General features: G+C 63.1%; 13 protein-coding genes. 10 read left to right on the forward strand and 3 right to left on the reverse strand.

All coding sequences use genetic code 11. The features are described 5' to 3' along the window. The first annotated feature begins 196 nt into the window (after positions 1–196). Both HGHM_RS17450 and HGHM_RS17455 read left to right on the forward strand, forming a co-directional pair. The gene (locus HGHM_RS17450; protein ID WP_081583605.1) at positions 197–2,887 is read left to right on the forward strand and encodes an AMP-binding protein; all 2,691 of its coding nucleotides are present in this window, start codon (positions 197–199) and stop codon (positions 2,885–2,887) included. Between the two features lie 197 nt (positions 2,888–3,084). Next, positions 3,085–5,937 carry an insulinase family protein gene (locus HGHM_RS17455; RefSeq protein ID WP_019142852.1) on the forward strand — a complete coding sequence of 951 codons (2,853 nt, stop codon included), beginning with the start codon at positions 3,085–3,087 and terminating at the stop codon, positions 5,935–5,937. A 397-nt stretch (positions 5,938–6,334) separates the two neighbouring features. Here the strand turns inward: HGHM_RS17455 and HGHM_RS17465 are convergent, their stop codons facing one another. Then, a complete protein-coding gene (locus HGHM_RS17465; RefSeq protein ID WP_019142854.1) occupies positions 6,335–7,522 on the reverse strand; it encodes a urate hydroxylase PuuD in 1,188 nt (395 codons plus the stop codon). Between the two features lie 69 nt (positions 7,523–7,591). After that, positions 7,592–7,945, reverse strand: a complete 354-nt coding sequence (gene uraH, locus HGHM_RS17470) for a hydroxyisourate hydrolase (RefSeq protein WP_019142855.1) — start codon at positions 7,943–7,945, stop codon at positions 7,592–7,594. Positions 7,946–8,186: 241 nt separating this feature from the next. On the opposite strand from uraH, the gene HGHM_RS17475 reads away from it, so the two are divergent. The 6 genes from HGHM_RS17475 to HGHM_RS21745 all read left to right on the forward strand — a co-directional run bounded on the left by HGHM_RS17475 (position 8,187) and on the right by HGHM_RS21745 (position 14,948). After that, positions 8,187–8,909, forward strand: a complete 723-nt coding sequence (locus HGHM_RS17475) for a GntR family transcriptional regulator (RefSeq protein ID WP_019142856.1) — start codon at positions 8,187–8,189, stop codon at positions 8,907–8,909. A 55-nt stretch (positions 8,910–8,964) separates the two neighbouring features. Continuing rightward, the gene (locus tag HGHM_RS17480) at positions 8,965–10,488 is read left to right on the forward strand and encodes a nucleobase:cation symporter-2 family protein (protein ID WP_019142857.1); all 1,524 of its coding nucleotides are present in this window, start codon (positions 8,965–8,967) and stop codon (positions 10,486–10,488) included. Between the two features lie 19 nt (positions 10,489–10,507). Continuing rightward, complete coding sequence (gene puuE, locus HGHM_RS17485) at positions 10,508–11,452, forward strand: allantoinase PuuE (RefSeq protein WP_019142858.1); 945 nt, start codon at positions 10,508–10,510, stop codon at positions 11,450–11,452. Then, positions 11,452–11,967 carry a 2-oxo-4-hydroxy-4-carboxy-5-ureidoimidazoline decarboxylase gene (gene uraD, locus HGHM_RS17490; protein ID WP_019142859.1) on the forward strand — a complete coding sequence of 172 codons (516 nt, stop codon included), beginning with the start codon at positions 11,452–11,454 and terminating at the stop codon, positions 11,965–11,967. Before puuE ends, uraD begins: the two co-directional genes overlap by 1 nt. Positions 11,968–12,066: 99 nt before the next feature. Next, a complete protein-coding gene (locus tag HGHM_RS17495) occupies positions 12,067–13,176 on the forward strand; it encodes a porin (RefSeq protein WP_026076158.1) in 1,110 nt (369 codons plus the stop codon). 173 nt (positions 13,177–13,349) lie between these two features. Then, positions 13,350–14,948 (forward strand): methyl-accepting chemotaxis protein, encoded by a 1,599-nt coding sequence (locus tag HGHM_RS21745; RefSeq protein ID WP_019142861.1) that lies wholly within the window; start codon positions 13,350–13,352, stop codon positions 14,946–14,948. A 42-nt stretch (positions 14,949–14,990) separates the two neighbouring features. Here the strand turns inward: HGHM_RS21745 and HGHM_RS22415 are convergent, their stop codons facing one another. Continuing rightward, positions 14,991–17,174: a hypothetical protein gene (locus HGHM_RS22415; protein WP_019142862.1), complete on the reverse strand. Its 2,184-nt coding sequence runs from the start codon at positions 17,172–17,174 to the stop codon at positions 14,991–14,993. Between the two features lie 168 nt (positions 17,175–17,342). Here HGHM_RS22415 and HGHM_RS17510 point away from each other — a divergent pair, with 168 nt between their 5' ends. Beyond that, positions 17,343–18,596, forward strand: a complete 1,254-nt coding sequence (locus HGHM_RS17510) for a type II asparaginase (protein ID WP_019142863.1) — start codon at positions 17,343–17,345, stop codon at positions 18,594–18,596. 390 nt (positions 18,597–18,986) lie between these two features. After that, positions 18,987–20,351 carry an efflux RND transporter periplasmic adaptor subunit gene (locus HGHM_RS17515; protein WP_026076159.1) on the forward strand — a complete coding sequence of 455 codons (1,365 nt, stop codon included), beginning with the start codon at positions 18,987–18,989 and terminating at the stop codon, positions 20,349–20,351. The last annotated feature ends 4 nt before the right edge of the window (positions 20,352–20,355 follow it).

Consider the following 20,355-nt stretch of genomic DNA (forward strand, 5'->3'; position numbering starts at 1 on the left):
GCCCTAGCTTCCTGGCCGCTCTATGCACCAGAGCATATCGATGTGAGGTCCCATGTCGTCCACGCCTGAAATACTGTCGCACACACTCCTTCGCCTGCAGGCATCGCGCCTGTAACAGTCACAGTGTCCCAGCAAACCGTCACGGCCACCTTGCATTCGCCGGGGACGGTCCAGGGAGTTCTTCCGGAGGCAAACAATGACATCATGGTTTAGTGCGAGCAGCATGGTTCCGCTGGATTTCCACGGACCAACCGACATTCCCTTCGAGCCGTTCGAAGACAAGTGGATTGAACGTCCCATCGTGGAGCGCTTCGAACAAACCGCCCTGCGCCATGCAGAGCGAATCGCTGTTACTGACAGTAAAAGAAAACTGAGTTACCGGGAGTTGCGAAGCCGCGCCTGGGCGCTCGCGCGGAACATCGATGCCATGGCGGCACCGGCGCGTCCGGTCGGCATCCTGCTGCCGCATAACGCCCTGTTTCCGCTGGCTGCCTTGGCCTGTCTCGCGGCCGGCCGGCCTTATGTGCCGATCGACCTGAAATACCCGGCGGCGCGCATCGATGCCATCATCCGCGAAGCGGGGCTGGATGCCGTGATCGTGGAAACTTCCGCCGCATCCCTCCCGCTGCCCGCACAGGTCAAGCGCATCGGCCTCGATACGGTCGAACCGGGCGACGATGCGCTTCCTGCGGTGACTGCATCGGTGGATGATCTGGCTCTCATCCTCTACACCTCGGGCAGCACCGGCAAGCCGAAAGGCATCTGCAACAACCAGCGTGCCATCCTGCAGCGGGTATCGGAAGCGACCAATTCCTGCCACGTCCATGCCGACGACCGCTTCATGCTCCTGAGTTCGCCCGGCACCATCGCCGGCGAGCGTGAAATGTTCGCGGCGCTTCTGAACGGTGCCATGCTGCATGTCACCGATCCGCAGCAGGATGGCTTGCACAGCGTCCTGGCCGCGATGGGCGAGCGGCGCATCACCATCTGCTATGCCGTGCCGTCGCTGCTGCGCATGCTATTGCGCCTGCCCGGCGCCAACCAGTCCTTCGCCCACCTGCGCGTGTTGCGCATCGGCGGCGATATCACGCTTTCCAGCGACCTCGAACTGTTCCGCCGCGTCGCGCCCGCATCCTGTCATTTCTTTGCAAGCTTCAGTTCCACCGAGACGCCGGCCGTCTTCCAGTGGTTCGTGCCGCAGGACTGGCGCACGGAGGGCGCCCGCGTACCGATCGGCTACCCGCGCCCCGGCATCGAGTTCAAGGTGCTGGGCGAGGATGGGCAGCCGGTGCCGGACGGCGAGATCGGCGAACTGGTGGTGCGCAGCCGCTACCTCGCGGTCGGCCAATGGCAGGATGGACGCCTGTCGCCAGGGCCGTTCATCACCGATCCCGAGGATCCGGCGCTGCGCATCCTGCACACCGGCGACATGGTCCGGCAGAGTGCCGGCGGCTTGTGGGAATTGTTCGGACGCAAGGACCGGCAGGTCAAGATCAGGGGCCAGCGCATCGACGCCGGCGAAGTCGAGGCCGCGCTGCGCAGCTGCAGCGAAGTGAGCGATGCCGCAGTGATTGCACGGCGCAGCGGAGAAGAAGTGACGGCGCTGGCGGCCTTCGTCGTCGCCCCGGAGCGTCCGGGATTGATGGACGAACTGAAGCGCGCCCTGGCGGCGCGCGTGCCGCAATACATGCACCCGGCCGATATCCGCGTGGTGGAAGCTATCCCGCAGCTGCCTGGCTTCAAGCCCGACATGCGCGCGCTGGAAAAGATCGACCGGGAAATGCTGGAACGCGATGCCTCCAGAGTCCCTGCAGACAAACAGGCTAAAGTGATCGATGCCAGCAGAGGCGAGCGCAGCTTCGGCATCGATGTGCGCGTCCGCGACGCCGTCAAGCATGCCTGGTCCGCGGTGCTCGGCGTTAGATCCTATGAAGCCGACCAGCCGTGGAACGAAGCCGATGGCGATTCCCTCAAGGCCATGGAACTCTGGTTCTACATCGAGGACCGGCTGGGCTTCAAGCTTCCGCTCGATGCGCTCGATGAAGACACCACGCCCAGCGGCCTGGCCGCGGCCATCAGTGAACATCTCGGCCATGGCGGCGCGCGTCGCGAGAAGGAAGATTCCGGTGCGCCGGTGGTGTTCCTGCTGCCCGGTATCCAGGGCGACGATCCGGCGCTGGCGCGCTTTCGCGGCGCGTTCGGAAAAAGCGTGCGTTTCAAGATGGTCGACTACCCCAGCTGGCGCCAGACTGTCGCGGCAGGCTGCGGATTTGACAGCATCGTCGACGATGTGTTCGCAAAGATCTGTGCCGAGCCCGCCTGCGAGGTTTACCGGCTCGCGGGTTATTCCTACGGCGGCATTGTCGCCTTCGAAGTGGTGCGCCGGCTCGTGGCGTCCGGCCGCCGCGTCGGTTTCCTCGGCCTGCTCGATACGCGGCGCTGGGACCTGACGCCGCCGAATCCGGCGCTCGGCTTTCATACTTTCCTCGATGAGCTGCCCAACTGGAAGGCGGACTGGGCCAAGTGGTCGATTGCCACGCTGATCCGCAAGCGTCGCTTCGGCGTGCTCGGCATGCTCGAACGGATGCTGATGGCAGCGCCGACCAAGCTTGCCTTCTGGTACAAGCGACGGGTTACCCGGGAATTGCGCTACCAGGCTTTCCTCGGATGGAAGCCGGCTCCGCTCGCCGTGCCCACTGCCTTGTATCTGTCGGACGACCGCTGGCCGGGCGAACCGGAGGATTATGGCTGGGGTGAAATCTGCACGCCCCTGACCAGGGTGCATATCGGCGGCGACCATGCCACCGTCATCCAGCCGCCTCAGCGCGACCTGCTGTGCGCGCGCTTCCTGCAGGCGGTGCAGCAGGATTACTCAAGGGCAGCATGATACAAGCCGGGCGGAGCCCCGCTATCCCCCGATCGGCCCGGAAAGGCGCTGTGGAACAACGGCGTCTTTCCGCTATCCAATAACCCCGTCCCAAGCGCATCTGACCGCAGGCACGCTTATGCGCGACAATGCGGAATGACCGCGTATTGAAATACCATTGCGTATTTCACTGCCTTATTGCCCGAATTTAATCATCGATGACTTTCACGAAATTGCGCAGCCGGGATATTCCTGCGATGCAGGCCCAGGTGCAGGAATATGAAGAGACCGCGTCCGGCGCGCGCCACATCCATCTTGCCACCGACAATCCGGAACGGGTTTTCCTGGTGGCGTTCCCCACCGTGCCGGGAGCCAGCGACGGCCGCGCCCATATCCTGGAACACCTGGCCCTGTGCGGGAGCGCGCGCTATCCGGTGCGTGATCCCTTCTTCGCCATGCTCAGGAGGTCGACCGCGCATTTCATGAATGCGATGACCTATCCGGACAAGACCGTCTATCCCTTCGCCAGCACCGACCGGACCGATTTCTTCAACCTGCTCGATGTGTACCTCGATGCGGTATTCTTCCCGCGCCTCGATTACCTCGACTTCCTGCAGGAAGGCTGGCGCCTGGAACTGGATGGCAACAGGCTCGCCTACCAGGGCATCGTATTCAATGAAATGAAGGGTGCATTCGCGGATCCGCTGCGCGCGCTCGACAGCGGCATCGCTGCCATCCTGCTGGCCGGCACCACTTATGCGGTGGAGTCCGGTGGCGACCCGATCGAGATCCCGTCGCTGACGCATGCGGCACTGAAGGATTTCCATGCGCAGCATTACCATCCCTCGCAGGCAGTCTTCATGACGGCAGGATGCCTCGACCCGCGCGAAGTGCAGGACGTCATCGAGCAGCGGGTGCTGGCAACCCTGTCCGGCCGCATGCCGCGCAAGATGCCGCAACTCGCGCCGCAGTGGACAGTGCCGCAGGCGGCCACGATACCGGTGCCCACCAGCGAGCATGGCGTGCAGATGTCCTGGCTGCTGGGCGAATCGGCAGACCCGCATGCGTATTACCATGCCGAGCTGCTGGAGGCGGGCTTGCTGGGCAACGCTTCCGCGCCGCTGATGCGCGCAATGGAATCGGCCGGCTTCGGCCGGCCTTCCTCGCTCAATGGCACCGATGCAGGCGGGCGCCAGATCGTGTTCCATCTCGGCATGGAAGGTTTGACCCGGGGGCAGGTGGACGATGCGCGCCGGCGCATCCGTTCCGCCCTGGAACAGGCCGCGCGCGAGGGCGTGCCGCAACCGCTCCTGCAGGCAGCCCTGCGCGACATGCGCTTTGGCCAGCGGGAAATCGGCGGCGGCGACATGCCGGATGCGCTGGACCGGCTGCTGCATGCGCTGCCGCTGGCCATGCATGGCGGCGACATCATGGACGGCTTCGATGCCGACGCAATCCTCGAAGACTTGCAGGACAGGATTGCCGACCCGCGCTTCTTCAAGGAACTGGTGCAGCAACTCCTCGATACGCCGACCCGGCTCGACGTCATGGTCGTCCCGGACCCGGCCTATCTGCAAAAGCGCCAGCAGATCGAAGACGAACGCCTGGCTGCCTTGCAAGCGGCGCTGGAGGACGCCGAGAGGCAGAGACTGCGCGCCGAGTCCGCCGCTCTGCTCGCGCGCCAGCGCCAGCCGGTGAACAATGATGCCCTGCCACGCATCCGGCCTGCCGATGTCAGCCCTCTGCCACAACCCTCGCTGCCGCTGCAGGCATCCGACGACGGCGTCATCGCGGTTTCGATCCCCTCCAACGGCATATCCTACGCACACGTGCTGTACGAGGTTTCCGGCATGGACGCTGCGACATGGCCCTGGCTGCGGCTGTATGCCGACCTGTTGCCGGACCTCGGGCTGGGCGACAAGTCCTATGAAGAAGCGGACGCCTGGCGCCACGACCGCGTGCCGCATTTCGATGTCGACCTGCACGTCCTGCAGACCCAGGAAGCCGAGCCTTCCCTGCGCATCCATGTCGACTTCCACGCCCGGGGCTTGCGCGAAGAAAACAAGGCAATCGCCGAAGTCCTGTCTGCATCGATCCGGGCTCCCCGCTTCGACGAGCATGAGCGCCTCGCCTTCCTGATCGACAGCATGGTGCAGGACATGCGCAACAATCTTGCGGACGAGGGCGACGACTATGCCCGCCTGGCGGTTACGGCGCCCTTGTCTGCGCTGCGCAATTTCGAAAACCGGGTAGAGGGCCTGGCGGCAATCACGTTCTACCGCGAGCTGCATGCAAAGGCACAGACGGAAGAGGGAATAAAGGAGATTGCGCAGCGCCTGGCCGAACTGCACCGGCGCATCATCGGCTGTCCGGCCTCCATCATTGCCGCCGGCGTGGACGATGATGCGCAGGCGCTTGCCGCGGCCCTCGATGTGCCACGCGGCGGCGAGCGCGCACCAGGCACGGCACAGCTCGCACCGGACGGGCGCTGGGGCAATGCCGCCCTGCACGCACCGGCCCAGGTCAATCATTGTTACGCTGCATGGCAGGTGCCGGGTCTTGCGCATCCGGACGCGCCGGTTCTGGCCGTGCTCGGCGAAATCCTGACGAACCTGGTATTGCACCAGGCCTTGCGGGAAGAGGGCGGCGCCTATGGCGGGCATGCCAGCTATTCCGCGAGCGCAGGCATCTTCGCCATGATGTCCTATCGCGACCCGCGCCTTGCCGCCACTTACGCCGATTTCGGGCGCGCGCTTGAATGGCTGAAGACGGCGGAACTGACCCGGGAACAGGTCGAGGAAGCGATCATCTGCGTGATCCAGCACCTCGACCGGCCGCGCACGCCCTATGAGGAAGTGATGCAGAGCTGGGAGCGGCAGCAGCAGGGCATCAGCGAAGACATGCGCCGGCGCTTCCGCCAGGGCGTGCTGCGCTGTAGCGCGCGGGACATCAAGGCCGTCGCTGCGAGATGGCTGGACGGCAATCCGCAGAGCCGCGCGGCTTTCGTGGGCAGCACGGAGCAGGACCTGGCGGGGCTGGAAGTCGTCGATCTGGTAAAGCTGGCGAATTGATGGCGCGCATGACACGGGCGCGCACCGCTGACAATGCTGATGTTCTCTGCGCCGGGGAAAAGTCAAAGGTCGTCAGGATTCCCGAAGCCGGTTCCGCCTTTGCCAGCTAGACGCGATCTGACAAGCCGGTAAGGCCGGATACCGGGGCGCCCAGTTCCACGGGCGGAGTGACATGCGGAATGAGGGGGAATGGTGACGGCTGGCCACCGAGGACGTGAGGCGGCGCCGGATCAGCTTGCCATTACTGCTCGAACGGTTGGTTGAAAGCGCGACTTTCGCGAGGTGCGATGCATGCGCGGCACGGCATCGCGCGATGCCTGCATTCCCTCGGCACCGGGCCGGACGCAAAGCTGTGTTCGCATCCGGCTCCGTTACGTAAGGCAGCTTACTTGCGGATTTACTTCGCCCCCGCCTCGAACCACTTCCCGATCACGCTGCGTTCTTCATCGGTCATGTGGGTGAGGTTACCGAGCGGCATGGCCTTTTGCACGACCACTTGCTGGTAGATCAGCTGGGCGCTGGCCTTGATGGCATCCGGCTGGTCGTACATCAAGCCTTTGGGCGCCGATGGCATCAGGGTCGGCTGCGCCGAATGGCACTGGACGCAACGCGCCTGCACGATCTGCTGCACCTGGCCGAATTCCACGCCCTTGGCGGCTTGCGCGTCCGTCTTTGCTGGCGACGCCGGCGCGATCCAGGCTGCTACGCCGGCGAGAATGGCGATGGCCACCGCCGGATAGGCGAAATTGACCACGCCCTTGTGGCGCAGGATGAAGAACTGGCGAACCAATACGCCAGCCACCATGATCATTACCAGCACCAGCCAGTTGTGCGGATGGCTGTAGGTCATGTTGTAGTGGTTCGACAGCATGGCAAACAGCACCGGCAGGGTGAAGTAGGTGTTGTGCACGCTGCGCTGCTTGCCGCGCTTGCCATGAATGGGGTCGACCGGCTGGCCGGCCTTCATCGCGGCGACGACCTTGCGCTGCCCCGGGATGATCCAGAAGAACACGTTGGCGCTCATGATGGTCGCGATCATCGCGCCGATGATCAGGAAGGCGGCGCGGCCGGCAAACAGGTGGCAGGCAGCCCAGGAAGCGGCGACCACATAGAGAACGACCAGCACCGCCAGCAGCTTCTCGCGGTTTTGCAGCAGGCGGCACAGGCTGTCGTAGACCAGCCAGCCGACCGCGAGGAAGGCGAGGGCGGCGATCACCGCGACCGCCGGGGAAATGTTGGCGACGCTCGGGTCGATCAGGAAGACTTTCGGATTGAACAGATACAGCACCGAAAACAGGCCGAATCCCGACAGCCAGGTGCTGTAGGACTCCCAGTAGAACCAGTGCAGGTCTTCCGGCAGCTTGGGCGGCGCGCCCAGGTATTTCTGCGGGTTGTAGAAGCCACCGCCATGCACGGCCCACAGTTCGCCGCCGACGCCCATCTTTTTCAGCTCTTCCGATACCGGCGCCCTGAGGCTGTTGTCCAGCCAGACGAAATAAAACGAGGACCCGATCCAGGCGATGGCGACGATTACATGCGTCCAGCGCAGCAGCAGGTTGACCCAGTCAAGCAAATAAGCTTCCATAACTGTATGTCTCTTCCTTGAATATGGTGGCGGCAAAGGCGCCGATCTTTTATATAGAGCGGTTCCTGATCAGCTGCCGCGATAGGTGGAGTAACTCCACGGGCTGACGGTGAGCGGCACATGGTAGTGCTGGGCCGGGTCGGCCACGCCGAAGCGCAGGGTCACCACATCGAGAAAGCTCGGCTTGGGAAGCGCGACATTCATCCGTTCGAAATAGTTGCCCACGTGAAAATCCAGTTCATAGACGCCGGCCTGGAATGCCTCTCCTTCAAGCAGCGGGTGATCGCAGCGTCCATCCTGGTTGGTTGTCGTCGACAACAAAAGCTTTCTCTGATTGTCGACAATCTTGTAGAGAAAAACTTGAATTCCGCTTCCGGGCTTGCCATGCGCGGTATCGAGTACGTGGGTAGTCAGCCGGCTCATGATGTCTCCATTTCAGGTGGGGCTGCAGTGGGCCATAGAGGGATGCGGGTACAGGAAGTCGGTCGCTGTCCTGCAAGCGCAAGGGTGATTGAAATGTTCGGCAAAGTGAAAACAAAACTGTTGACAATGCTATGGGCGCTAGGCATGCTTGTCAACAATCACGCATGAATGTTTTGATCGGAAATATCTAATTGCTGTCGACGTTCCGGATGCCGTCCCCCGACTTTGCAATGGAGTAGGAATGAGTACGCGCCCCAAGCTGACCGTTGCCGCGCCTGCTTCGCAAGAAGCCCGGATGGGCGCGGAAGAGCGGATGTACTTCGAGATTTACGACGCGATCATGGAGCATCGGTTGCCGGCCGGCACCAAGCTGACCGAGCAGGCCCTCGGAGAAATCTATGACCTCGCGCGGCACAAGGTCAGGAAGGTGTTGATCAGGCTTGCCGCCGACGGCCTGGTCGATCTGGAACCGAATCGCGGCGCCTACATCGCCAGCCCGTCGGAGCAGGAAGCGCATGACATGTTCGAGCTGCGCCAGATCCTCGAACAGGCGGTGACGCAGAAAGTGGCGCAGCACGCCAAGGCGGCGGATTTCGCGAAGCTGCGTCACATGATCGAACGCGAGCGCGATGCCTACATGCAGGGCGACCGCCCGTTATGGGTGCGCCTGTCGGCCGACTTCCACATCGAGCTCGCCAGACTGAGCGGCAATGCGTTGCTGGTCGACATGCTGCGCCGGCTGGTATCCCGCACCACCCTCCTGATATCGACCGCCGAAACCTCGGGTCAGCAGCCATGCTCCTTCGACGAGCATCTGCGGGTGGTCCAGGCGCTGGAACAAAAAAATCCGCAGAAAGCATTGAAGGAGATGAACCACCACCTGGAACAGTGCGTATGCCGCATGTTGCGGCGGCCGGAGAAGAAATTCGATTTGCGCGCGGCCCTGGGCAAGCCGAGCGAGTAATGCAGACCGCCTGACAAAAACATTTAAAAAATACAAATTCCAATTGGAGACAAACATGTCGAGTACCGATCTCGCCGCTTCCCCCGCCGCAGGCGGCACAAGCTCCGCCGCCACCACCGCCAGTCCCGACCCATCCTTGCCCTGCGCCGTGGACGAACGGCTCCCGCTCGGGAAGCTGACGACGCTCGGGCTGCAGCATGTGCTGGTCATGTATGCCGGAGCGATTGCGGTACCGCTGATCGTCGGCCGCGCATTGAAACTGGACCCGGAACAGGTCGCCGCCCTCATCAGCGCCGACCTGTTTTGCTGTGGACTCGTGACGCTGATCCAGTCACTCGGCTTCGGAAAGCTGTTCGGCATCCGCCTGCCGGTAATGATGGGCGTCACCTTCGCCTCGGTCAGCCCGATGCTGGCAATGGCGAACAATCCCTCGCTCGGCATCACCGGCATCTTTGGTGCGGTGATCGGCGCCGGCATCATTGCAATCCTGATCGCGCCTTTCGTCAGCCGCGTGCTGGCGCTGTTCCCGCCGGTGGTCACCGGTTCCGTCATTGCCATCATCGGCATCTCGCTGATGAAGGTCGGCGTGGGCTGGGCGATGGGCGGCCAGCCGTTCATGGCGAAGATCGCCGATCCGGCGTTTGCGAAGGCAGTCGAAGCGGCCAAGGCAGCCGGCACCGCGCTGCCTGCCGGCCCGGCGCCGATGATCCCGAACCCCGCGTATGCGGCACTGGACAACCTCGGACTCGCGATGTTCGTGCTGGTGGTGATCCTGCTGATCGCCAAGTACGGCAAGGGCTTCTTCTCCAATATCACGGTCTTGTGCGGCATCGTGATCGGCACCACGGTCGCCTTTTTCCTCGGCAAGGTCAGCTTTGCCAAGGTGGCAGCCGCTAAAGCCTTTGCGATTGTCACGCCTTTCCATTTCGGCATGCCGACTTTCGATCCGATTGCCATCCTGACGATGGTGCTGGTGATGATCGTGGTGATGATCGAATCGACCGGCATGTTCCTCGCCCTGGGCGAGATGACCGGCAAGAAGATCGACCAGACGGATATCGCCCGCGGCCTGCGCGTGGACGGTCTCGGCACCCTGATCGGCGGCATCTTCAACACCTTCCCGTACACCTCGTTCTCGCAGAACGTCGGCCTGGTCGGCGTGACCGGCGTCAAGAGCCGCTGGGTCTGCGTCGCCGCCGGCCTCATCCTGGTGATCATGGGCGTGATTCCCAAGATCGGCGCGGCAGCCGAAGCCATCCCGCAGTTCGTGCTGGGCGGTGCCGGCCTCGTCATGTTCGGCATGGTGGCGGCAACCGGTGTGCGCATCCTGTCCGGCGTCGATTACACGAGCAACCGCAACAACCTGTTCATCGTCGCCATTTCGATCGGCTTCGGCATGGTGCCGCTGGTCGCCGAGAACTTCACCCAGCACATGCCGAAATCGCTGTCGACCCTGCTGCACAGCGGCATCCTGCTGACGGCGATTTCCGCGGTGCTGCTGAACCTGTATTTCAACGGCCTTGCATCCCGAGCGGATGCCGAGGCAGCTGCCAAGGCGAACACCCACGGCAGTGAATAACCCAAGCAAACCCAAGGAAATGCAAAAAGAAAAATTGTATCCACGCGACCTGGTCGGCTACGGCCGCCAGGTCCCCCATGCGCAATGGCCCAACCAGGCACGGATTGCCGTCCAGTTCGTCCTCAACTACGAAGAGGGCGGCGAAAACTGTGTGCTGCACGGGGACAAGGCGTCCGAGCAGTTTTTGTCGGAAATCGTCGGTGCCGCCGCCTATGAGGCGCGGCACATGTCGATGGAATCCATCTACGAGTATGGATCGCGCGCCGGCGTCTGGCGCATCCTGCGCGAGTTTGAACAGCGCAAGCTGCCGCTGACGGTATTCGGCGTGGCAATGGCCCTGCAGCGCCATCACGAGGTCACGCAAGCTTTCGTCGACCTCGGTCATGAAATCGCCTGCCACGGCTGGCGCTGGATCCACTACCAGAACATGGACGAGGCCACTGAGCGCGAACACATGCGCATCGCGATCGAGATCCAGCGCGAGCTGACCGGCGCCGCGCCGCTGGGCTGGTATACCGGGCGCGATTCTCCCAATACCCGCAAGCTCGTGGTGGAGCAGGGCGGTTTCACTTACGACGCCGACTATTACGGCGACGACCTGCCGTTCTGGACCGAGGTCGAGCTTTCCAACGGCAGCAGCAAGCCACACCTGGTGGTGCCGTACACGCTCGATTCCAACGACATGCGCTTTGCCACGCCGCAGGGCTTCAACACCGCCGAGCATTTCTACCAGTACCTGAAGGACAGCTTCGACGTGCTGTATGCCGAAGGCGACCCGAACGGACTGAACCAGCCGAAGATGCTGTCGATCGGCATGCACTGCCGCCTGCTTGGCCGCCCGGGACGCTTCCGCGCCCTGCAGCGCTTCCTCGACTACGTGCAGTCGCACGACAAGGTCTGGATCTGCCGCCGCATCGATATCGCCAATCACTGGATCAACACCCATCCCTATCAGCCGAAATAATGAGCAAGCAATTCTCGATCGACGCATTGAATGCGATGAGCGCGGAAGAATTCACGGCCGCGCTCGGCGCCATCTTCGAACACTCGCCCTGGGTGGCGCAGCGCGCCGCCGCGAAGCGGCCTTTCCGCAATCTGCAGCAGCTGCATGAGGCCATGGCGCAAGCCGTGCGCAGCGCCAGCCAGGAAGAACAGCTGGCGCTGATCCGCGCCCACCCCGAGCTGGCGGGAAAGGCCGCGGTGCGCGGCGAACTCACGGAAGAATCCACCCGCGAGCAGAAGGGCGCGGGACTCGACCAGTGCAGCCCGGAAGAGTTCGCGCGCATGCAGGACCTGAACCGACGCTACAACGACAAGTTCGGCTTCCCCTTCGTGATCGCGGTGAAGGGGCACAACCGGCAAAGCATCCTGGACAACTTTGCGAAGCGGCTGGAAAACGACCGCGCTACCGAAGCGAAGGAATGCATCGAGCAAATCATCAGGATCGGTGGCTTCCGGCTGGCGGACGCGATCCGGTAGTTTGGAGAGCGCCATGCTGAATTCAAACAAGAAAGGCATGGCGACCTTTAAGGAGTGCTTGAGACAAGCACGATGATTGAAGTACAGCAGGGAGACATAATGAAAAAAGCAACAGCCGTCCTGGGGACGCTGGCATTCCTCGGTGCAGGCAGCGCGCTGGCACAAACCAACGTGCAGGTCATGGGGGCGGTGGACATCTTCGCCGGTTCCATGCAGAACAGCGGCGACAAGGACCACCAGGCCGTGATCAACAGCGGCGGGATGACCACATCCTGGTTCGGCTTCAAGGGTAGCGAGGACCTGGGCGGCGGCCTCAGGGCGGAGTTCGCACTGACCGGCTTCTTCCGCGGCGACACCGGTGAATCCGGCCGCTTCGGTGGCGACAACCTGTTCTCGCGCGACGCCAATGTCGCCATCGCCGGCGACTTCGGCCGGCTCCAGCTGGGCCGCGCGCTTGCCCCGAGCTTCCTGCCCACCATCCTGTTCAATCCCTTCGGCGATTCCTTCACCTTCTCGCCGCTGGTGCTGCATGCCTATGTGCCGAGCGGCCGCAGCTTCGGCGCGCGCAGCTGGGCGGCATCGAATGCGGGCGACAGTGGCTGGAGCAACCAGATCATCTATACGACGCCGACCTTCGGCGGGCTGAAGGCGAACGTGCACTACCAGTTCGGCGAAGTGGCAGGCGAGACAGGCAAGAACAATATCGCGGTGAACGCGCTGTACAACAATGGCCCGCTGGCCCTGGCTGCGTTCTACCACGACGTCGAGATCGGCAATCCGAATTCGACGAACAGCGTTCTTGATGCAACCAAACCGACCGCCTCCCTGCCTGGCCTGATCAATTACGCATCCATCGATCGCCAGAAGGGATACTTCCTCGGCGCCAGCTATAACCTCAACGTCGTGAAGCTGTTCGCGACCTTCCAGCGCAACAACGACGATACGGCGACAGCCCTGAGCATGACGGACAAGACCTACAGCGTCGGCCTGAGCGCGCCGCTCGGCCAGGGCGCGGTGCTGGCCGACTTTGCAAGCACTCGTCGCGACGGCAGCCTGGTGGGCGACGACCTCAAGCGCGACACCCTGTCGGTCGGCTACGACTACAACCTGTCCAAGCGCACCGATGTCTATGCTGTCTACATGACGGACAAGGTAACGGATCTCGACCGCGGCAACAGCTTTGGCGTCGGCATCCGGCATCGCTTCTGAGCTGATCCGGATTTGCATGAGCCAGCCGGTGACGGGAACTCCCGCCGCCGGCTTTTTTTATCTGTTGTCGCGAGGCCGACGGTTAAAGTGCTGGCGCAACTTGTCGTTAATCATTTATTCATGCAGGCAGCAGACCTGCACCTGATAGAGAACCCCGGAATGAAGAGGAAAATATGTTTCGCAATACAAGCGTAGGCATGCGGCTTGTCTACCTGATGGCCTTCAACAGCGTCTTGCTGATCCTGGCCGGCATCGCAGCTCTCGTGTCTCTTGAGCGGAGCAATGAAGTTGCACGTCATATCTATGAAGATCAGCTTGGCGCCAGTGTCCTGCTGGCCGACACCCGGTCCAACCAGGTCCTGGTGCGGGTCCTGCTGGACCAGGCGGCGTTCGCCCCGGAATCGGCGGAAGCGGGGAAACGGATCGCCGGCGCCGAAAGCTTCATGCAAAAGTCGCACGACGCCTGGAATGCCTACCTGAAGCTGATGCGCGGGGCAGAACAGCAGCGCCTCGCACAAGAAGTGGCAGTCAAGCGTGATGCGTTCTTCAATAACGGGGTTGCTCCCCTGATCAAGGCGCTGCAGGGCGGCGACAAGGAAGCGATCCGGCGCTATGTCATGGAAACCGTTCCCGCGCTCGACCGCGAGCTGAATACGAGCAATACCGAGTTGAACAAGCTCCAGCTATCGATTGCGAAAAACCAGTACGACGCGTCCCAGCAGGATTTCAGCCGCTTCCTTACAGGCACCATCGGCTTCATACTGTTCGGCCTTCTGTCGGGCTTCTGGGCTGCATGGCTGATCCGCAAATCCATCGTGCGGCCGTTGGGAACGATGATGGCGCAGCTCGAGCAAATCGCTGCCGGCGACCTGAGCGCCGATCTTGCCGCGCTGGGCCGCAATGAAATCGGTCGCCTGATGGAAGGCTTGCGCCGGATGCAGCACAGCCTGGCGGCGATCGTGAGCGACTTGCGCTCCGGTTCGAGCCAGATTGCCAGCGCAAGCCGCCAGATCGCCACCGGGAATGCCGATCTCTCGCAGCGCACCGAGGAGCAGGCATCCTCTCTGGAAGAAACTGCAGCCAGCATGGAAAGGCTGACCAGTACCGTTAAACAGAATACGGACAATGCCGTGCGGGCAAGCCGGCTCGCCATGGACGCTTCGAGCGTTGCCCTTGAAGGCGGGGACGCGGTGAACCGGGTGGTCTCGACCATGGATGAGATCAATGCCGCATCTGCCCGCATCGCCGACATCATCGGTGTCATCGAAGGCATCGCTTTCCAGACTAACCTGCTCGCGCTCAACGCGGCGGTGGAAGCGGCGCGTGCCGGCGAACAGGGGCGCGGATTCGCGGTGGTCGCCGGCGAGGTGCGCAATCTTGCCCACCGATCGTCCGCCGCAGCCAAGGAGATCAAGGAACTGATCAACAGTTCGGTGGACCAGGTCCGCAGCGGCGCGGCACTGGCGGCGCAGGCCGGCAAGACCATGGAAAGAGCCGTCGAGGCAGTCGAGCGAGTCAACACCATCATGGCGGAGATCAGTGCGGCATCGACCGAACAAAGCGAAGGCCTGGGCGAGGTGAACCAGGCTGTGTCGCAGATGGATGCCGTAACCCAGCAAAACGCCGCGCTGGTCGAGCAAGCCGCTGCGGCGGCGGAGTCACTGGAAGATCAGGCGCGCAAGCTGAACGATGCCGTGGCCGAGTTCCGGCTGGCTTCCCACAATACGGGGAAGGAAGCGGCACGGGCAACGCATCTGGCGCTTCGCGGCTAACGGTGCACCGACGGGCGCAGCGCCTGGCAGGGCCAGACGACTTCACCGCCCGTCTTCCACCAGCCGCAGCCGCCCGTCAAAATCCCAGACGCGCCGAATCTCGATGACGTCATAGCGGCGTCTGAGGTCGGGCGGGAAAGCCGGATAGCGCTTGCGCTGCCCGAGAATGTTGCGCACTGCTGCATCCAGCTCGGGCGACCCTGAGCGGTGGATGGAAATGCTTTCGGTGCGGCCGTCGCTGCGCAGCGCGACAGTGACCAGCGCCATGCCGCGCAGGCCTTCCATGCCAGCATGCATGTCATCTGCGCTGCGCTCGACAGCCTGGCGCCAGTCGTCGATATACATCTTGAGAACGATATCGTCATCGGCGCCGCCGAAGATCGTCCGGCGTCTCGATTCGGGCGCGGCCTCGGCCAGTTCGCGCGCGACCTGTGGGGCGGCGCGTGTCAGGTCGATCTTGCGCTCCTGCCGGATCGTCACCGATTCCATCTGGCTCTCGGAAAGAAGGAAGGCGCCGTCGTCGCTCTCCGTGTGCGCAGGCGCATTTTCCCTTGGTGCGGCAGGCGGCGCCGGCTCGCGCACCGAATCCGGCTCGCGCGTGTTTCCCGGAGCAGGCCTGTCCCCGGAACGATTTCCGCCGGCCGCTTCCTGACTGCCGCCGCTGCTGGCGAGTTCGCGGGGCACGCCGTCGCTTGCCGGCAAGGCCGCCTGTGCTTGCGCCTGCCCGCGCGCTTCGCGCTCCTGCGCCTCGGCTTGCGCACGGACTTCCCCCTGTCTCTTCGTTTCGGCCAGGCGTGCCTGTTCCTGCTGTTCTTCGGCCAGCCTTTGGGCAGCCTGCTGCCGCGCAAGCTCTTCGGCTTGCCGGCGCGCCTCCAACTCGGCGGCTTCGCGCCGCGCATTGTCTTCCGCCAGCCGGCGCTCTTCCAGTTGCTGCGCCCGAAGCCGCTCCTCTTCTTCGCGCAGTTGCGCCACGCGCTGTTGCTCGGCTTCCTCCACCTGAAGCCGCTGTTCCAGTTCGGCAGCTTCGCGCCTGGCGTTTTCTTCCGCTTGTCTGCTTGCTTCCAGTTGTTGCGCTCGTTGCAGTTCTTCTTCCGCACGCCGTTGTTCAGCCAGTTGTCGGGCAGCTTCCTCGGCTTGCCGGCGCGCCTGCAGCTCGGCTGCTGCCCGTTGCGCATTTTCTTCTTCCGGCCATCTTGCTTGCAGTTGCGCCTGGCGCAGCTCTTCTGCCGCGCGCTGTGCTTCCAGCCTCTGCTGGGCGGCCAGCTGTTGTGCCGCTTCTTCTGCCTGGCGCTGCGCCTCGCGCTCTGCCGCGGCACGTTGCGCGCTTTCTTCCGCAAGCCTGCGCGCTCCCATTTCCTGCGCCTGCTGCCGTGCAATTTCTTCCGCCTGCCGCACCTGTTCCGCGGCCTTGAGGCGCGCAAATTCTTCCTCGAGGCGCATCGATTCCGCCTGTATGGCCTGGCGCAGCCGTTCTTCCCTTTCTTCATTCTCTACCTGTTGCTGTGCCGGCTCGGGTGGCGCAGGAAGTGAACGGGACAGCTCTTTGGCCGGTTCGGCAGCGAGGGGTGGTGTCTCCGGGACCGGCGGTTCAGGCCTTTTCGCTGCGGGCGCCACTTCCGGTTCCGGTTCGGAGGGCGGGACGACGAATTGCTCCTGCGGGGTCGGAGCTCTGGCGATAATGGGCGGACGTGGTTTTGCCTTGGCCAGCTTGCGGCGCCTGGGGGCGCGCGCCCGGGCTTGGCGAGGGGGTTTTGTGCTTGCCGCGGCAGCATCAACGGATTTTGACGGTGGACTGATTGCTTGCGGTGGCTGCACCAGCTTCATGCCCGGGCTGGCTGGCGGCGGCTCGGCGGTGGAATGCGCAGGGACTTCGGGCAAGGCAGGGCGAGGCGGGTCCGCCGTGATTGCTTCCGGTGCAGGTGCTGCGGGCGCGACAGGGGCAGACGGTGCGGAAGCGCCTGGTGGAGAAGCGGGCTCGGCTTGCGCTGGAAGTGCCGGGGTGGACGGCATGGGTCTGGTGTCGGCATTTGCGATGCGCACGTTCAGTTGCGGCACATGCGCGCGACGTTCCTCCCATGGCAGCTGCAGCCCGGGCAGGCCCAAGCCGCGCAGGCCGAATTGCAGCGACAGCAGCAGTCCGTGGATCAGGAGTGACAGCGTCAGGGCGATGGTGAGGCGTGCCTGGTCGCGCTTAATGGTGGCGGCTGGGCGAGGGCGCACGCTCATCTGGACTCTGGGATCTCGGGCGGTGGAATGGAGGAAGCTGTTCCAAAACTAACCCAGCGGCACGTTGCGGTCTTGTGAAAGCGCAAAACGGCGCAGCCGTGCCTGCAGTGCCGAGCGGCATGGCGCGTTGCGGACGTTCAGCGCAGCCGGGCAATATGACCTGAATCAATGACTTCTGGCAGTTCCGGCATATCGTTGATTTCGCCGTCCGGCGCACAGCGGCAAAACCAACAAGAAGGAGCCATCATGTCACGTCACCAGCTTTACAGCAGCCTCATCCTGATTTCCGGCGCAATTTTCATCTCGGCATGCACCTCGGTCGCGCAAGCGCCGCAGTCCAGTCAGCAGGCAACGACCCAGCCGGCGCCAGTCCAGGCTGCACCCGCCGCTCCCGCGGCCCCGGCAGCGCCGGCAGCCGCGCCGCAAGCCGGTCTGCCGAACGTGATGATCCTCGCCACCGGCGGAACGATCGCCGGCTCGGGTGCCACCAGCACTACCACGGTCGGCTACACCGCCGCCACGGTCGGCGTGGATGCCTTGATTGCTGCCGTGCCAGAACTCAAGAAAGTCGCGAATGTGAGGGGCGAGCAGGTGTTCCAGATCGCCAGCGAGAACATGAACAATGATTACTGGCTGAAGCTGGCCAAGCGCGTCAATACCCTGCTGGCACAGAGCGATGTGGATGGCATCGTGATCACGCACGGCACCGATACCATTGAGGAAACCGCCTATTTCCTCGACCTCGTGGTCAAGAGCAGAAAGCCGGTCGTGGTGGTGGGCGCGATGCGTCCTTCCACTGCATTGTCCGCCGACGGTCCGCTGAATCTGTACAACGCCGTCATCCTTGCGGGAAGCAAGGAAGCGGTCGGCAAGGGTGTGCTGGTTGCAATGAATGACCAGATCAATGCCGCGCGTGAAGTGACCAAGACCAATACTTTCACAACAGACACGTTCAAGGCGCCGGAACTCGGGATGCTGGGCTATATTCAGGGTGGCAAGGTATTCTTTTATCGCTTACCGACCCGCAGGCATACGGCTGATACCGAATTTGACGTATCGAATCTCAACGCGTTGCCGCAAGTCGATATCGTCTACGGTTATGCAAACATGAACCCGATTGGCCTGAATGCATTCGTGGCAAATGGCGCCAAGGGAATTGTCCACGCCGGTGTCGGCGACGGCAGTCTTGCCAATGCCGTCAAGCCCGCCCTGATCGAGGCGCGCAAGAAAGGCGTGATCATCGTGCGTTCCAGCCGCGTTGGTCAGGGCATCGTGGCGCGCAATGGGGAAGCCAACGATGACCAGCTCGATTTCGTGGTATCCGACACGCTCAATCCGCAAAAAGCGCGCATCCTGCTGATGCTGGCCTTGACCAGGACCAATGACACGCGGGCGATACAGCGGATGTTTTACACTTACTGAATTGATACACCCTTGTGCCATTCCGTTGCCGGTCTGGCATATCTGAATGCAACGTTAAATCCGCCAGCATCGGGGCATGCGCTGCATCGACGCGCATGCCCGCTTGCCACTTCATTATCTGTTTCCGGTTGCCAGGCTTTTAATCGGCAGCAAGACACTCCGATACAATTCCCTGCAGGCCCGACACTTGCGTGATACATTTCGCGCTCAAAATACGGTTGATGCGAGGACATAGCACTTCGCCAACCCGTCCCAATTCTTGCTCGCCGCAACAGCCTTGATACAGGTGCAGCGGATGCCGCCAACCGGCGACTGATGCCCGTTTCGCGAACCAATTGCCATCGACTGTTGCCCAAACGCCAAAACCTTTTACACTCAAGGGAGAAATGAATGGATATGCAAGCCGAAGAGCCGCGCATCCGCACTGCTTCCGAATCTAGCCGTACTAGCCGGCAGGTTTCCCGCCGCAAGTCGCTGATCGGCATCGTGCTTGCCCTGCTCGGGCTGGCAGCACTGGGCTGGCTTGCCTGGTATCTGACCCACCAGTCGGCCGGGAAGGGCGGACCCGGTGCCGGACGAGGCGGCCCGCCAGCAACGACCGTCGGGGTGGCGATGGTCGAGCGCGCGAACATTCCGGTGGAACTGGAAGCCCTGGGCACCGTCAGCGCGGCTGCCACGGCAACCGTGCGCCCACAGGTATCGGGCGTGCTGAAGCAGGTCCTGTTCGAGGAAGGCCAGGTGGTCAAGGCTGGCCAATTGCTGGCTACGATCGATCCGCGCCCGTTCGAGATCGCTCTCATGCAGGCTACGGGCCAGCGCCAGCGGGATGAAGCGCAACTGCAAAATGCGCGCCTCGTGCTGGAACGCTACCGCACCTTGCTGTCCCAGGATTCGATCGCGCGCCAGGATGTGGATACCCAGGCGGCGCTGGTCAAGCAACTGGAAGGCACGGTGATGACCGATCGCGCCGCCGAAGGCACGGCGCGCCTGAACCTGAACTACAGCCGCGTCACGGCACCGATAGCCGGCCGGGTCGGCTTGCGTACAGTCGATGTCGGCAATGTGGTCAGCACCGGCGATACCAACGGGATTGCCGTCATCACGCAAGTCACGCCCATCGATGTGCAATTTGCCATTCCGCAGGAAAGGATTCCGGAACTGCAGGCGCGCATCAGGGAAGGCGCCGCCCTGCAAGTCATTGCGCTCGACCAGTCGCGCCAGAACGTGCTGGCAACCGGCCAGTTCCTGGCGCTCGACAACCAGGTCGATACCCAGACCGGCACGGTGCGCGCCAAGGCGCGCTTCAGCAATGAAAAGCTGTCCTTGTTCCCCAGCCAGTTCGTCAACGTGCGGCTGCTGCTGCGGACCATACAGGATGCATTGGTCGTGCCGGTATCCGCGCTGCGTCACGGCAACAACGGCGACTACGTCTATGTATTGAACCCTGCCGAGCGCACCGTCGCCTTGCGCACCGTGAAGCGCGGGCAGGGCTCGGTGGACAGGATCGAGATCCTCTCCGGCGTCTCGGCCGGAGAACAGGTGATCACCGAAGGCGCCGACCGCCTGAAGGATGGCGCACGCGTCACCTTGCCGGGCGACAGGCCAGGCATGCAGGATGCAGGCAAGCGCCAGGGCGGACGCACCGGTGCGGCAGCGGCCGCCAACGCGACCGGCACACAGCCTGCCGCAAGCGGCGAACGCGCTGCACGCAAAGGCCAGGGCCAAGGTCGCCGCACGGAGGCAAGCCAGCAATGAGAAT

Origin of the sequence: Noviherbaspirillum massiliense JC206 (assembly GCF_000312045.1) — a bacterium.
GTDB lineage: Bacteria > Pseudomonadota > Gammaproteobacteria > Burkholderiales > Burkholderiaceae_D > Noviherbaspirillum > Noviherbaspirillum massiliense.